Annotated in this window: 16 protein-coding genes; 11 read left to right on the top strand and 5 right to left on the bottom strand. The window is 52.3% G+C overall.

Features of this window, described 5'->3' with window-relative positions:
* Positions 1-126: 126 nt before the first annotated feature.
* Positions 127-1,488, top strand: a complete 1,362-nt coding sequence (locus tag ACLHV9_RS10655; protein WP_108090104.1) for a GGDEF domain-containing protein — start codon at positions 127-129, stop codon at positions 1,486-1,488.
* Between the two features lie 34 nt (positions 1,489-1,522).
* Here the strand turns inward: ACLHV9_RS10655 and slyA are convergent, their stop codons facing one another.
* Positions 1,523-1,963 (bottom strand): transcriptional regulator SlyA, encoded by a 441-nt coding sequence (gene slyA, locus ACLHV9_RS10650; RefSeq protein WP_028017299.1) that lies wholly within the window; start codon positions 1,961-1,963, stop codon positions 1,523-1,525.
* Positions 1,964-2,172: 209 nt separating this feature from the next.
* Between slyA and ACLHV9_RS10645 the strand changes: the two genes are divergently transcribed.
* The 5 genes from ACLHV9_RS10645 to ACLHV9_RS10625 are packed head-to-tail and all read left to right on the top strand — an operon-like array spanning position 2,173 to position 6,482.
* Entirely contained in the window at positions 2,173-3,153 is a 981-nt protein-coding gene (locus ACLHV9_RS10645; protein WP_000019445.1) for an IS5-like element ISKpn26 family transposase, read from the top strand.
* On the top strand, positions 3,135-3,353 hold the full coding sequence (locus tag ACLHV9_RS10640) for a hypothetical protein (protein WP_407220436.1): 219 nt from the start codon (positions 3,135-3,137) through the stop codon (positions 3,351-3,353). Before ACLHV9_RS10645 ends, ACLHV9_RS10640 begins: the two co-directional genes overlap by 19 nt.
* Entirely contained in the window at positions 3,350-3,586 is a 237-nt protein-coding gene (locus tag ACLHV9_RS10635; protein ID WP_028017298.1) for a DUF1656 domain-containing protein, read from the top strand. Before ACLHV9_RS10640 ends, ACLHV9_RS10635 begins: the two co-directional genes overlap by 4 nt.
* A gap of 2 nt (positions 3,587-3,588) precedes the next feature.
* Positions 3,589-4,449 carry an efflux RND transporter periplasmic adaptor subunit gene (locus ACLHV9_RS10630; RefSeq protein ID WP_407220435.1) on the top strand — a complete coding sequence of 287 codons (861 nt, stop codon included), beginning with the start codon at positions 3,589-3,591 and terminating at the stop codon, positions 4,447-4,449.
* Positions 4,449-6,482 (top strand): FUSC family protein, encoded by a 2,034-nt coding sequence (locus ACLHV9_RS10625; protein WP_407220434.1) that lies wholly within the window; start codon positions 4,449-4,451, stop codon positions 6,480-6,482. The genes ACLHV9_RS10630 and ACLHV9_RS10625 overlap by 1 nt, the downstream gene beginning before the upstream one ends.
* On the opposite strand, the gene sodC is transcribed toward ACLHV9_RS10625, so the two are convergent.
* From sodC to ACLHV9_RS10610, 3 genes are all read right to left on the bottom strand, one after another.
* Complete coding sequence (gene sodC, locus ACLHV9_RS10620) at positions 6,461-6,979, bottom strand: superoxide dismutase [Cu-Zn] SodC (protein WP_028017295.1); 519 nt, start codon at positions 6,977-6,979, stop codon at positions 6,461-6,463. The genes ACLHV9_RS10625 and sodC overlap by 22 nt on opposite strands.
* Positions 6,980-7,059: 80 nt before the next feature.
* Positions 7,060-7,956: an aldo/keto reductase family oxidoreductase gene (locus ACLHV9_RS10615; RefSeq protein WP_049006321.1), complete on the bottom strand. Its 897-nt coding sequence runs from the start codon at positions 7,954-7,956 to the stop codon at positions 7,060-7,062.
* A gap of 48 nt (positions 7,957-8,004) precedes the next feature.
* Positions 8,005-8,292, bottom strand: a complete 288-nt coding sequence (locus ACLHV9_RS10610) for a DUF1289 domain-containing protein (protein WP_161788399.1) — start codon at positions 8,290-8,292, stop codon at positions 8,005-8,007.
* A gap of 101 nt (positions 8,293-8,393) precedes the next feature.
* Here ACLHV9_RS10610 and eptA point away from each other — a divergent pair, with 101 nt between their 5' ends.
* From eptA to rnt, 5 genes are all read left to right on the top strand, one after another.
* Positions 8,394-10,019 (top strand): phosphoethanolamine transferase EptA, encoded by a 1,626-nt coding sequence (gene eptA, locus ACLHV9_RS10605; protein ID WP_108090107.1) that lies wholly within the window; start codon positions 8,394-8,396, stop codon positions 10,017-10,019.
* Positions 10,020-10,060: 41 nt separating this feature from the next.
* Positions 10,061-10,660, top strand: a complete 600-nt coding sequence (locus tag ACLHV9_RS10600; protein ID WP_049006325.1) for a TetR/AcrR family transcriptional regulator — start codon at positions 10,061-10,063, stop codon at positions 10,658-10,660.
* 53 nt (positions 10,661-10,713) lie between these two features.
* The gene (locus ACLHV9_RS10595) at positions 10,714-11,811 is read left to right on the top strand and encodes an alkene reductase (RefSeq protein ID WP_049006327.1); all 1,098 of its coding nucleotides are present in this window, start codon (positions 10,714-10,716) and stop codon (positions 11,809-11,811) included.
* Between the two features lie 100 nt (positions 11,812-11,911).
* Entirely contained in the window at positions 11,912-12,319 is a 408-nt protein-coding gene (gloA, locus tag ACLHV9_RS10590) for a lactoylglutathione lyase (RefSeq protein WP_108090108.1), read from the top strand.
* A gap of 95 nt (positions 12,320-12,414) precedes the next feature.
* On the top strand, positions 12,415-13,065 hold the full coding sequence (rnt, locus tag ACLHV9_RS10585) for a ribonuclease T (protein ID WP_049006331.1): 651 nt from the start codon (positions 12,415-12,417) through the stop codon (positions 13,063-13,065).
* Positions 13,066-13,109: 44 nt separating this feature from the next.
* Here the strand turns inward: rnt and grxD are convergent, their stop codons facing one another.
* Positions 13,110-13,457 carry a monothiol glutaredoxin 4 gene (grxD, locus tag ACLHV9_RS10580; protein WP_003832760.1) on the bottom strand — a complete coding sequence of 116 codons (348 nt, stop codon included), beginning with the start codon at positions 13,455-13,457 and terminating at the stop codon, positions 13,110-13,112.
* Positions 13,458-13,496 lie beyond the last annotated feature (39 nt).

The raw sequence follows: 13,496 nt of genomic DNA, 5'->3' as shown, positions 1-13,496 counted from the left end.
AATATATACTTAACTTATTATTAATTAGTCTTGATATTGTTCCTGCGCAAAGTATTTATAAAATTCATTAGTTAAACTCATCGCAATTGCCTTTTTTTTATTTATTATAATTTTGTTAAAACTTATATGCTTGCGATGAATAATTGTGTGAAGAACCGTTATTTCTTATTCTGTATCGGCTGCATTGCCGTCATTGGGCTATTGCAGGGTTTATTTTTAGAACTTGTCGAACGGGTACCGTCGTTCTCTCCGTTATTATTCCCTACGCTGACCATTTTCTTACTGGTATTTCACCTTTTTATTGCCTGTTTTATGGCAATGAAATACTGGTGTGATCGAAGAAGGTTGTATCTGATTGCAATTGCCTTAGCCTTTGCCGGCTCGGCGATGATGATGGTAGGAACGCTATCCAGCTTCCCTTCCTGGTTAGCTCTCTATCAGTTCAATGCAGTTAACTATAATGATGCCATGATCTTCTTTATGTTCCGCCATCTTATCATGGCGGTTCTCATCATCCTTTCAGCCTTGCTTTATACCATCCGGGATTACCCGCTTTCACGTCCGGCACATATTTCCATCGTGACTGGCGGATTTATCTTTACTGTTTCTATGGTGGCTCTGGCGTGGTTTTGTTCCAGTCATTCATCACTGTTATTACTGGATCTTGTCGATAATGAAACCCGGCAATTTATGGTTCTCTGGAGCCAGGCCATTAATATTCTTCTTATTGTTCTCTGGATAGTAACGTTAGCAACACTAATGTTTATTACCCGGGTACGTAACCTTTTCTGGGTTGGCGGTAATTTCTTATGCGTCTGTTATATTGTGACGCTGACAATGCTACTGGCTGGCGGACACGCTGAAGATATCGCCTGGTATCGGGCCCGATTATTTGAAACAGTTGCTACGCTGCTTATTATTTTTGTTCTGCTTTATGATGTCTTCAGGTTGTATCGTGACTCACATTTAAAGTATCAGCAATCGTATCAGAACTCGATTCGCGATCCGCTCACCCGGCTTTATAACCGCAGTTATTTCTATGAATCATTAAATCAGGCCCTGGATATCGCCAAAGCCAGTCGTCCTGTTTCTGTTATCGTCAGCGATCTCGACCGCTTTAAGCGAATCAACGACAACTATGGGCATCTCCAGGGAGACAAAGTGTTGCAGTTTGTCGCTCATCTGCTGATGGATTCCGTGCGCCCACAAGATATTGCGGCCCGTATCGGTGGCGAAGAGTTTGTACTGATGCTGGCTAACACCTCTTCAGAAGAGGCTTACAAGGTGGCTGAACGCATACGGCTCAATCTGAGCGGCTTTGATAAGGCCAGCAGCGAGGGGCAGTTACCAGAACCGATCACTATCAGCATGGGAATATTTACGGCAACCTCATCAGGGATTACTGCAGAAGAGTGCGTGGAAAGTGCCGATAAGGCAATGTACGAAGCAAAAGAGACAGGCCGTAACCGCGTAGTCGTCTTTAAATGAAAAAGGCCTTGCTGTTGCAAGGCCCTTTGGAATGTCAGTCGCGCGACTGCAGCTCATGGATGTTTTGTTCCAGGCGACCAATAAGGCTGATGAGCATTTCAAGCTCCGCCGGAGAAACACCCGAGAGGATTTCACCCCGCGTTTTGGTAATCACGGCTTCCATTTCAGTAATGATGGGAGTCGCTTTCTCTGTGAGTTTAATCCGCTTAGCGCGACGATCGCTGGCGCAGGTTTGCCGGGAGATGAGTCCCTTCTCTTCCAGCTGGTCAAGCGTACGCACCAGCGACGGTTGCTCAATACCTATCGCTTTTGCCAGTTGAATTTGCGACTGTTCAGGCGGCAGCTGATGAATGTTATGCAGCGTAACCCAATGTGTCTGTGTCAATTCCAGAGGTTTCAGGCGATGGTCAATCAGAGCACGCCAGACGCGTACCAACCTTGCCAGATCAGAACCTAATGGCGATTCCAATTTCATCTCCTTATAATTAGCTTGCTAAGTTATTATACTGATTTTAGAATAGTGTGCAGCATTTATATTGCCAAAACAAATGCAATACTGCATTCATGGAACTTAAAAGTATGACTTACACTGAATTGTGATACCTCATCATACTAAGGAAGGTGCGAACAAGTTCCTGATATGAGATCATCATATTCATCCGGAGCGCATCCCAGAGGGACATCATGAGCCATCAACTCACCTTCGCCGATAGTGAATTCAGCACTAAGCGCCGTCAGACCCGAAAAGAGATTTTCCTCTCCCGCATGGAGCAGATTCTGCCATGGCAGAATATGACCGCTGTCATCGAGCCGTTTTATCCCAAGGCGGGCAATGGCCGACGGCCCTATCCGCTGGAGACCATGCTGCGTATTCACTGCATGCAGCATTGGTACAACCTGAGCGACGGTGCCATGGAAGATGCCCTGTACGAAATCGCCTCCATGCGCCTGTTTGCCCGATTATCCCTGGATAGCGCCCTGCCGGATCGCACCACCATCATGAATTTCCGCCACCTGCTCGAGCAGCATCAACTGGCCCGTCAATTGTTCAAGACCATCAATCGCTGGCTGGCCGAAGCAGGCGTCATGATGACCCAAGGCACTTTGGTGGATGCCACCATCATTGAGGCACCCAGCTCTACCAAGAACAAAGAGCAGCAACGCGATCCGGAGATGCATCAGACCAAGAAAGGCAATCAGTGGCACTTTGGCATGAAGGCCCACATTGGTGTCGATGCCAAGAGTGGCCTGACCCACAGCCTGGTCACCACCGCGGCCAACGAGCATGACCTCAATCAGCTGGGTAATCTGCTTCATGGAGAGGAGCAATTTGTCTCAGCCGATGCCGGCTACCAGGGAGCGCCACAGCGCGAGGAGCTGGCCGAGGTGGATGTGGACTGGCTGATCGCCGAGCGTCCCGGCAAGGTAAAAACCTTGAAGCAGCATCCGCGCAAGAACAAAACGGCCATCAACATCGAATACATGAAAGCCAGCATCCGTGCCAGGGTGGAGCACCCGTTTCGCATCATCAAGCGGCAGTTCGGCTTCGTGAAAGCCAGATACAAGGGGCTGCTGAAAAACGATAACCAACTGGCGATGTTATTCACCCTGGCCAACCTGTTTCGGGTGGACCAAATGATACGTCAGTGGGAGAGATCTCAGTAAAAACCGGAAATAACGCCAGAAATGGTGGAAAAAATAGCCTAAATAGGCTGATTCGATGTGTTTGCGGGAAAAAAATCGGCCCAGATCCGCGAAATTTTAATCAGCGAGTCAGCTTGGGAAGAAATGACCTGCTTATTCGCACCTTCCCTAAGACAAGCCATTGTGACATTCTGTTCACTGCAAAGGATTTCTACCTGTGACGTTTTTTCATCACTCAGAAGGTTTGCCCCTTCAGGACTTGATCTTCGGTGCATCAGTCTACTTTCCGCCTCTGTTTAAAGCCGTACTGGTAGGTTTTATTCTCTGGCTCATCGCACATCGTCTGCTTCGTGACTGGATGTATTCCGGCGAAATCTGGCATCCCATGTTGATGGATCTCTCCCTGTTTGCCCTCTCCGTGTGTCTGGGCCTTGCTGTCTTGCTGGTGTGGTGAATATGCCCCTGAAAACGCTGAAGTACTTTTCCACGTTGTTTGTCCTCGCTCTCGCGCTGGTTGCAGGCTGGTGGCTGTGGAATTTTTATATGCAATCACCCTGGACGCGTGATGGCAAAATTCGCGCTGAACAGGTCAGCATTACTCCCCAGGTTTCAGGGAGTATCACGGCGCTTCTTGTTAACGATAACCAGTATGTTAAAAAGGGGGACGTGCTATTCCGTATCGACGATACCCCGTATCACATTGCGATTCTGAATGCCCAGGCTCAGCTGGCAAAAGCCCAGTCTGACTTAGCGAAAGCCAACAACGAGGCAAACCGCCGCCGACATTTATCGCAAAATTACATCTCTGCAGAAGATTTAGATACTGCGAATATCAACGTTAAGGCCATGCATGCAAGCGTCAATGTGGCTGAGGCTACGCTGAAACAAGCCCAGTGGGAGTTAACCCAAACCGTTATAACATCGCCTGTCGACGGATGGGTGACCAACCTTTCAGCGCGTGTGGGTAACTATGCCACTACCGGACAGCCGGTGTTTGCCCTCGTCGACAGCCACTCCTTCTATGTCGTGGGCTATTTTGAAGAGACCAAACTTCGCCATATCCGCGAGGGTTCTCCGGCAACCATAACCCTTTATAGCAGCTCGAAAAAGTTACAGGGTCACGTATCCAGTATTGGTCGGGCGATATACGATCAAAGCGTTGAAACGGATTCCGGCCTGGTACCGGACATTAAGCCGAACGTTCCCTGGGTGCGTCTGGCTCAACGCGTTCCGGTTCGCGTAGAGTTTGACCGTCTACCGCAGGAAATCACCCTGGTATCCGGCACGACCTGTACCGTCTCCATCGGAACCCGTTAATGAAACTGCAGGTGCTCTCCTGGCGTAACACGCCGTGGATGAAAGCGACGCGTCCCCAGTGGCGCTATGCGCTGCGTAATGGCATCGCGATGTGTCTTGCGCTGACCATCGCCTATTACCTGAACCTTGATGAACCCTACTGGGCGATGACCTCTGCGGCGGTGGTGAGTTTTCCCACGGTTGGAGGTGTTATCAGTAAAAGCCTCGGTCGTATCGCAGGCAGCCTGCTGGGTGCCACTGCAGCGTTAATTATCGCCGGTCATACGTTGAACGATCCATGGCTGTTCTTGCTGAGCATGGCGGCATGGCTGGGATGCTGTACCTGGGCCTGCGCTCATTTTACCAACAACGTCGCCTATGCTTTCCAGCTGGCGGGCTATACCGCCGCCATCATTGCCTTTCCGGTGGTTAACGTACTCGATACCACCGAACTGTGGGGTATCGCTCAGGCGCGCGTCTGTGAAGTGATTGTCGGTATCCTCAGCGGCGGGTTTATGATGATGATCCTGCCCAGTACGTCGGACGGCACCGCGCTCATCACCGCGCTGAAAACCATGCATGCCCGATTGCTGGAGCACGCAAGCCTGCTGTGGCAACCTGATACCAACGATGAGATCCGTCTCGCCCATGAAAAGGTCATCGGGCAGATCCTGACCATGAATCTGTTACGCATCCAGGCCTTCTGGAGCCATTACCGCTTTCGCCGTCAGAATACCCTGCTTAACTTTCTGCTGCACCAGCAGCTGCGCATGACCAGCGCTATCTCCAGCCTGCGCCGGATGTTACTCAATTGGCCGACGCCACCAGAAAACACCCGTGCGGTGATTGACGTACTGCTCGCAACGCTTGCACGCCCGGATGCGGACATCTACACCGTCGCGAAGATCATTGCGCCGCTCGCCCCGGTCGATGAGTACGATTATCGTCATCGCGCCTTCTGGCAGCGTCTTAATTATTTTTGCCGGCTGTATCTGCGAAGCAGCCGCTGGATTAACGCCGTCGAGAATGCCACCCCGGTGACTGAATTCAACGTCCCGGGTAGTCCAGCGCTCGCACGCCATACAGACTATCTCGAAGCACTTTGGAGCGGCTTTCGCACCTTCTGCGCACTGATGCTGGTGGGGGCGTGGAGCATTGCCACGCAGTGGGACTCCGGTACAGCTGCCCTGACGCTCGCTGCCATCAGCTGCGTGCTTTACTCCGTTGCTGCCTCACCGTTTAACTCTCTTACGCTGCTGATGCGCACCCTGGTATTACTGTCGTTGTTCAGTTTTGTGGTGAAGTTCGGCCTGATGGTGCAGATAAGTGACCTGTGGCAGTTCCTGCTGTTTCTGTTTCCGCTGTTAACCACCATGCAGCTTCTGAAGCTGCAAATGCCCAAACTGGCGGGGCTATGGGGACAGTTGATTGTTTTTATGGGGTCGTTTATTTCCGTGACGAATCCGCCGGTTTACGATTACGCCAGTTTTCTCAATGACAACCTGGCGAAGATCCTCGGTGTCGGACTGGCCTGGCTGGCCTTCGCGGTGTTACGCCCCGGTTCAGATGCGCGCAAGAGTCGTCGGCACATCCGGGAGTTACGCCGGGGGTTTGTCGACCAACTCAGTCGTAAACCGCATCTGAGTGAAAATGAGTATGAATCGCTGGTTTATCACCATGTCAGCCAGTTGAATAACAGCCAGGACGCACTTTCCCGCCGCTGGCTGTTGCGCTGGGGCGTAGTGCTGTTGAACTGTTCGCACGTCGTCTGGCAGCTTCGCGTATGGGAAACACGCTCTGATCCCCTCTCACAGGTTCGGGATGTTTGCATCTCCCTGCTACGCGATGTCATGAGTGAACGCGGTGTCCAGCAACGTCCCCTCGAAGCCACACTGGCTGAGCTGCAGCGGATCTGCGATACCCTCGCGCGGCACCATTTGCCCGCTGCTCGAGATTTGGCCTCGATCATCTGGCGCCTGCACTGCTCGCTGTGGCAGCTGGAGCAAGCGCCTCCTCCGGGAACCATTGAGGATCAAATTACGCCGCAGGCATAACGCACTCCGCCACCGCCAAGTGGTTTAGGCTGATCGGACATATTGTCACCGCCAACATGGATCATCAGCGCTTTGCCTTTAATCTCAGCCAGCTTTTTCAGCCGTGGTGCAACGACGGGTTCCGTGGCTTTGCCGTCGTTATTCACCACCAGCACAGGGAGATCGCCGAGATGCCCCATCCCGTTCGGACCTTCGTGTTTACCTGAATGCTGAGGATCAAAGTGGCCGCCCGCCGACTCCGCCGCCGAGGCCTTTCCCTCTTTCAGTGCAGGCTGACAGCTACCGTTGGCATGAACATGGAAACCATGTTCGCCGGGTGGGAGTGCTTTGAGGTTGGGTGCGAACTCCAGTCCTTTGTCGGTTTCGGTTATTTTCACCGTTCCGATTGACTGCCCCACACCCTGAGAGGTGACAAGATTCATTTCCACTTCATCACTGGCCGCCTGCGCACCAGCGCAGACTACCAGCGTGACGAGCGCCAGAGCAAAACGCTTCATATGACCTCCACGGGTTATTTTCTGCCCCTTAAGTTTATACCAGGGGCAAACATTTCACCGGAAAGTCACTTTTTGCTGGTTTACGGTACGTCGTAGCCGAGTGCGGCTTTACGGATGCGGAACCACTGCTGACGGGTCATCTGCAGCTCTTCTGCCGCAATCGCAGAGCGTACGCGTTCAATTTTACCAGAACCAATAATTGGCAGTGGTTTTGACGGCAGGCGCAGGATCCACGCGTACACCACTTGTTCGATGCTCTCAGCATTGAGCTCGCGGGCGATGGTTTCCAGTTCATTGCGCAGCGGCTGGAATTCATCGTCATTAAACAAGCGTCCCCCTCCCAGGCACGACCACGCCATCGGGCGAATGCGCAGCTGTTGTAGCTGGTCAAGCGTCCCATCCAGCAGCAGCGGCTGGTGAACCGGGGATATCTCGACCTGGTTAGTGGCCAGGGTAAATGGCAGGCGCGACTGAAGCAGCGCAAACTGTGCCGGGGTAAAGTTTGAGACGCCAAAATGACGGACTTTCCCGCTCTGATGCAGATTCAGAAACGCTTCGGCCACTTCATCGGCATCCATGAGCGGATCGGGACGGTGGATTAACAGCAGGTCGATATGATCCGTCGCCAGATTGACCAGCGACTGCTCAGCACTTTTGATGATATGCGCACTGTCGGTGATGTAATGACCGAGGGCATGCTCAGGTTTTGCCGTGGTGGCAATACCGCACTTCGTGACGATCTCCATGCGTTCGCGCAGGGCCGGAACCAGCTTGAGCGCCTCTCCGAACGCGGCTTCACACTGGTAGCCACCATAAATATCGGCATGATCGACCGTGGTGATCCCTAAATCGAGATGCTCTTCAATAAAGCTCGCCAACTGGAGGGGGGACATATTCCAGTCCATCAGGCGCCAGTAGCCCATCACAAAACGGGAGAATTCTGGCCCCTGGGGGGCAAGGGTAATTCGCTGAACCATAACATTTTCCTCAAGGACGTGATGTCATGAGTATACGCAATTACCGTGTTAAAAAAGTGAAGGTTGCTGGGGTTCTTCTGCCTCACCCGCTTTATTTGCGCGTATTTTGCGCAGAAGTCGCTGTCGGCAGAGTCGCAGCACCTCCTGTTTTTGCGTGTCGCTAAAGGTTTGCCAGTTGAAACGTTCATCACGGGTACGCATGCACCCGCGGCAATATCCGCGTTCATCTACCTGACAAATACCCCGGCACGGGCTCTGGATGGGGAAAAACTCCAGTTGCTCTGCCACACTCACCTCCAGATTACCGCTATCACTTACAGTGAAGACGTTAAACATGCCGCGTGCAAGGGCTTTACCCCAGATTTGTGGCATTAAGGTTTCACTAATCTTCCCTCTCTATACTCGCCCCATCATTAAAATGACAGGTTTTTCATTCGATGCGGTTAATTAAAAAGTTACAGTGTAACGACATTAAATTTACTCTGGGCTGTGCGCTCTTCTTTACCCTGGTCAACGCGCTATTTATACAACGCAGCTGGGCAATTATCGCCCCCGTTCACCTTCACGATATCCTCTTTGCCGCTACCGTACCGCTGGTGCTGTTTTGCGGCTGGGTGATTGTGTTTAGCCTGCTCAATATTCCCTTTATTCGCAAACCGCTGCTGATTGTGCTGACGCTCGGGTGCGCCGCTGCCACCTACTTTATGTACACCTACGGCGCGGTTATCGATCAGAACATGATCGTGAACGTGTTCGAAACGGACTCCCAGGAAGCCACCGCCCTGGTAACGCCACAGATGATTTTGTGGATTGTTGTTGCCGGTCTCATTCCATCCGTAGTGCTGGTATTGACCCGCATTCGTACCGGGAAATGGTGGTATGCCCTGTTGATGCGCGTTGCCGCAATGCTCGGTGCCCTGCTGGTGATTATCCTTATTGCCGCCGTATTTTATAAAGATTACGCGTCGCTGTTTCGTAATAACAAAAGCATTGTCAAAATGGTCACCCCCGCGAACTACGTCAGTGCCGTGATGAAATACAGCAAAATGCGCTGGTTTGCAGGCGATCAGACGCTGGTGCGGATTGGCGAAGATGCACACAAAGGACCCTTGATTTCAGGTCAGCAAAAGAAAACCGTTCTGGTGCTTGTCGTCGGCGAAGCGTCACGCGCGGCGAACTACTCCCTGAACGGCTACGAACGCGAAACAAACCCGGAACTGAAAAAGCAGGATGTGATTAACTTCCCGCAAGCCTCCTCGTGTGGTACTGAAACCGCGGTATCCGTTCCCTGCATGTTCTCCGGCATGACGCGCAGCAAATACGATGCTGACCTGGCTCATCATCGGGAAGGACTGCTCGACGTGCTCAAGCATGCGGGTATCAATCTGCTGTGGCGCGACAACGATGGCGGCTGTAAAGGTGCCTGCGATCGCATCCCCCATACCGACATGACGCAGTGGAAACTGGATCAATTCTGCAAAGACAAGTCCTGCATCGACGACGTGAATTTCTACCGCCTAGACAACGTCCTGGATGGCCTGAAGCAAGATACCGTTCTGGTTATCCACCTGATGGGCAGTCACGGCCCCGCGTACTATCGCCGTTATCCGGATAATTTCCGTAAATTCACCCCAACCTGCGACACCAACGAAATCCAGGATTGCGATCATCAGGCGCTGATAAACACCTATGACAACACGATCCTGTATACCGACAGCGTGGTCAGTAAAACGATTGATACGTTGAAAGCACGACAGGCAAGCATGAACACTGCGCTGATTTACCTCTCAGATCACGGCGAATCGCTGGGTGAAAGCGGTATCTATCTGCACGGTACACCGTACATGCTGGCACCGGAACAGCAAACACACATTCCGTTTATGTTCTGGTTGTCACCGGACTATGCGAAAAATTTTGGCATCAACGAGCAGTGTTTACGTGACCATGCGGCAAAAAATGCGGTTTCTCAGGACAATTTGTTCTCGACTGTACTGGGCATGATGGACGTGAAATCAACGGTTTATCAACAGCAACTGGATATTCTGCACGCGTGTCGTCAATAAACTTGCTTGCATTAGACCGAACGGTCTATTAGAGTGCGGCCATGAGCAGAAATACTGAACACGATACCCGCGAACATTTACTGGCGACCGGCGAGCAACTTTGCATGCATCGCGGATTCACCGGTATGGGCCTGAGCGAGCTATTAAAAACCGCTGAGGTACCGAAGGGGTCGTTTTACCACTACTTCCGGTCCAAAGAGGCGTTTGGCGTCGCAATGCTGGAGCGTCATTATGCTGGTTATCACCAGCGTCTGGCGACCCACTTTGCATCGGGTAAAGGTAACTATCGCGATCGTGTTTTGAACTACTATCAGGAAACGCTGAACCAGTTCTGCCAGCAGGGCATTATCAGCGGATGTCTGACGGTAAAACTTTCTGCTGAAGTGTGCGATCTCTCCGAAGACATGCGCACGGCAATGGATAAAGGTGCCAGTGGTGTTATCGCCCTGCTGGCTCAGGCACTGGAGAAAGGCCGCGATGAAAAAACGCTGGCCTTTTCCGGTGAGCCTTTAACTCAGGCGCAGGTGTTATACGCCCTCTGGTTGGGCGCTAATCTGCAGGCCAAGATTTCGCGCAGTGCCGTGCCGCTGGAAAGCGCACTGGCACATGTGAAAAACAGCATTACTACGCCTGGCGTTTAACAGGCGTTTTTATTTACCTCATTACTAGTCGACTGGTCTACTCAGGAGTCTTTATGTCAGCTGAAAAATTATTTACCCCATTGAAAGTGGGTGCCGTCACTGCACCAAACCGCGTGTTTATGGCTCCGCTTACCCGTCTACGCAGCATTGAGCCGGGTGACATCCCAACCCCACTGATGGGTGAATACTATCGTCAGCGCGCAAGCTCTGGCCTGATCATCACGGAAGCCACACAGATTTCTGCTCAGGCTAAAGGTTATGCGGGCGCGCCGGGTCTTCACAGCCCGGAACAGATCGCCGCATGGAAGAAAATCACCGCGGGCGTTCACGCTGAAGAAGGTCGTATTGCGGTTCAGCTGTGGCACACCGGTCGTATCTCTCACAACAGCATTCAGCCAGGCGGTCAGGCACCGGTTTCCGCTTCCGCCCTGAGCGCGAATACCCGTACTTCACTGCGTGATGAAAATGGTCACGCAATCCGCGTTGATACTTCTATGCCACGCGCACTTGAGCTGGACGAGATCCCGGGTATCGTTAACGACTTCCGCCAGGCCGTAGCCAATGCGCGTGAAGCCGGGTTTGACCTGATTGAACTGCACTCCGCGCATGGCTACCTGCTGCATCAGTTCCTGTCACCGTCGTCTAACCATCGCACCGATCAGTATGGCGGCAGCGTCGAAAACCGTGCCCGTCTGGTACTGGAAGTGGTTGACGCCGTATGCCAGGAGTGGAGTCCGGATCGTATTGGTATCCGCGTCTCCCCGATTGGCTCTTTCCAGAACGTCGACAACGGTCCGAACGAAGAAGCGGACGCGCTGTATCTGATTGAAGAGCTGGCGAAACGTGGTATTGCTTATCTGCACATGTCCGAGCCCGACTGGGCCGGTGGTCAGCCTTACACAGAGGCTTTCCGTCAGAAAGTACGCGACCGTTTCCACGGCGTGATCATCGGTGCGGGAGCCTATACTCCTGAGAAAGCCGAAGATCTGATCAATAAAGGTCTGATCGACGCCGTCGCGTTTGGCCGCGACTACATCGCCAACCCGGATCTGGTTGCCCGCCTGCAGCAGAAAGCGGCACTGAACCCACAGCGTCCGGAAAGCTTCTACGGCGGTGGTGCAGAAGGCTACACCGACTACCCTTCTCTGTAATCCCTCCAATGAGCATTGATAGCGGCGACAATTCGCCGCTATACTAAAACATCGTTTCTGTTCAAAAACATATTCTATTCCATAGGTTAATGAGGAAATTATGCGCCTACTTCACACCATGCTGCGCGTTGGCGATCTGCAACGTTCTATTGATTTCTACACTAACGTCCTGGGTATGAAACTGCTGCGCACCAGTGAAAACCCGGAATACAAATACTCGCTGGCGTTTGTGGGTTATGGCCCAGAAATGGACGAAGCGGTGATTGAGTTGACTTACAACTGGGGCGTAGACAGCTATGAGCTGGGTACGGCCTACGGCCATATCGCGCTGGAAGTGGACAACGCGGCCGAAGCGTGTGAGCGCATTCGCAGCAACGGCGGTAACGTGACGCGCGAAGCGGGCCCGGTCAAAGGTGGCACTACCGTGATTGCGTTTGTGGAAGATCCGGACGGTTACAAAATCGAGCTGATTGAAGCCAAAGACGCCGGTCGCGGTCTGGGCAACTGATCCCTCAGGGCGCAATATGCGCCCGTAGTTTTACTGCATACCCTTCCAAAATTTGCCATAATGCGCTCTGCTTTTTCCCCATGTAAGAGACCCTGATGTCCGATAACGCTCAATTTAGCGGTCTGTGCGACCGTTTTCGTGGTTTTTATCCTGTTGTCATTGATGTAGAAACAGCCGGATTTAACGCTAAAACCGATGCGCTGCTCGAAATTGCCGCCATCACGCTGAAGATGGATGAACAGGGCTGGCTTACACCGGACACCACGCTGCATTTCCACGTTGATCCTTTTGAAGGGGCAAACTTACAGCCGGAAGCACTGGCGTTTAACGGTATCGACCCGCATAACCCGTTACGTGGTGCAGTCAGTGAATATGATGCGCTGCACGCCATTTTTAAGATGGTGCGTAAAGGTATGAAAGAGAGCAACTGCAGCCGCGCGATCATGGTAGCCCATAACGCCACGTTCGATCACAGCTTTACCATGGCCGCCGCAGAGCGTGCCTCGCTCAAACGAAATCCCTTCCACCCATTTGTCACCTTCGATACTGCCGCCCTGAGTGGCCTGGCGCTTGGACAAACAGTGCTATCAAAGGCCTGTATCACGGCAGGTATTGAGTTTGACGGTACGCAGGCGCACTCTGCCCTGTATGACACGGAACGCACTGCAGAGCTGTTCTGTGAGATCGTCAACCGCTGGAAACGTCTGGGCGGCTGGCCGCTACCGATGGGCGACAGCGAAGAGTAAAAAAAAGCGACCTGAAGAGGTCGCTTTTTTATTTCGGCAGAAAGTTACTCTGCGTCCGGCTCTTCAGTTTTGTACTTAGCCGCCGTCTCTTTGATCAGCTGCTGCAGTTCACCGCGCTGATACATCTCAATCAGGATATCGCAACCGCCAACCAGTTCACCGTCTACCCACAGCTGTGGGAACGTCGGCCAGTTAGCGTACTTAGGCAGCTCAGCGCGGATGTCCGGGTTTTGCAGGATATCAACGTAAGCAAAACGCTCACCACAGGCAGACAGTGCCTGAACGGCTTGCGCGGAGAAGCCGCAGCTTGGCAGCTTCGGAGAACCTTTCATATACAGCAGAATCGGGTTTTCAGCGATCTGGCGCTGGATTTTTTCAATAGTGGTGCTCATGTCTTGCTTCCTTTAACTTCTGTTACGGCATTAGTCTGA

This window comes from Enterobacter sp. CPE_E890 (assembly GCF_046521475.1).
Lineage (GTDB): Bacteria > Pseudomonadota > Gammaproteobacteria > Enterobacterales > Enterobacteriaceae > Enterobacter > Enterobacter adelaidei.
This window is presented reverse-complemented; position numbering and strand designations above follow the sequence as displayed.

Coding starts and splice junctions, on each gene's coding strand:
- ACLHV9_RS10655 (WP_108090104.1), top strand. CDS start 127: ATGCTTGCGATGAATAATTGTGTGAAGAACCGTTATTTCTTATTCTGT.
- slyA (WP_028017299.1), bottom strand. CDS start 1,963: ATGAAATTGGAATCGCCATTAGGTTCTGATCTGGCAAGGTTGGTACGC.
- ACLHV9_RS10645 (WP_000019445.1), top strand. CDS start 2,173: ATGAGCCATCAACTCACCTTCGCCGATAGTGAATTCAGCACTAAGCGC.
- ACLHV9_RS10630 (WP_407220435.1), top strand. CDS start 3,589: ATGCCCCTGAAAACGCTGAAGTACTTTTCCACGTTGTTTGTCCTCGCT.
- ACLHV9_RS10625 (WP_407220434.1), top strand. CDS start 4,449: ATGAAACTGCAGGTGCTCTCCTGGCGTAACACGCCGTGGATGAAAGCG.
- sodC (WP_028017295.1), bottom strand. CDS start 6,979: ATGAAGCGTTTTGCTCTGGCGCTCGTCACGCTGGTAGTCTGCGCTGGT.
- ACLHV9_RS10615 (WP_049006321.1), bottom strand. CDS start 7,956: ATGGTTCAGCGAATTACCCTTGCCCCCCAGGGGCCAGAATTCTCCCGT.
- ACLHV9_RS10610 (WP_161788399.1), bottom strand. CDS start 8,292: ATGTTTAACGTCTTCACTGTAAGTGATAGCGGTAATCTGGAGGTGAGT.
- eptA (WP_108090107.1), top strand. CDS start 8,394: ATGCGGTTAATTAAAAAGTTACAGTGTAACGACATTAAATTTACTCTG.
- ACLHV9_RS10600 (WP_049006325.1), top strand. CDS start 10,061: ATGAGCAGAAATACTGAACACGATACCCGCGAACATTTACTGGCGACC.
- ACLHV9_RS10595 (WP_049006327.1), top strand. CDS start 10,714: ATGTCAGCTGAAAAATTATTTACCCCATTGAAAGTGGGTGCCGTCACT.
- gloA (WP_108090108.1), top strand. CDS start 11,912: ATGCGCCTACTTCACACCATGCTGCGCGTTGGCGATCTGCAACGTTCT.
- rnt (WP_049006331.1), top strand. CDS start 12,415: ATGTCCGATAACGCTCAATTTAGCGGTCTGTGCGACCGTTTTCGTGGT.
- grxD (WP_003832760.1), bottom strand. CDS start 13,457: ATGAGCACCACTATTGAAAAAATCCAGCGCCAGATCGCTGAAAACCCG.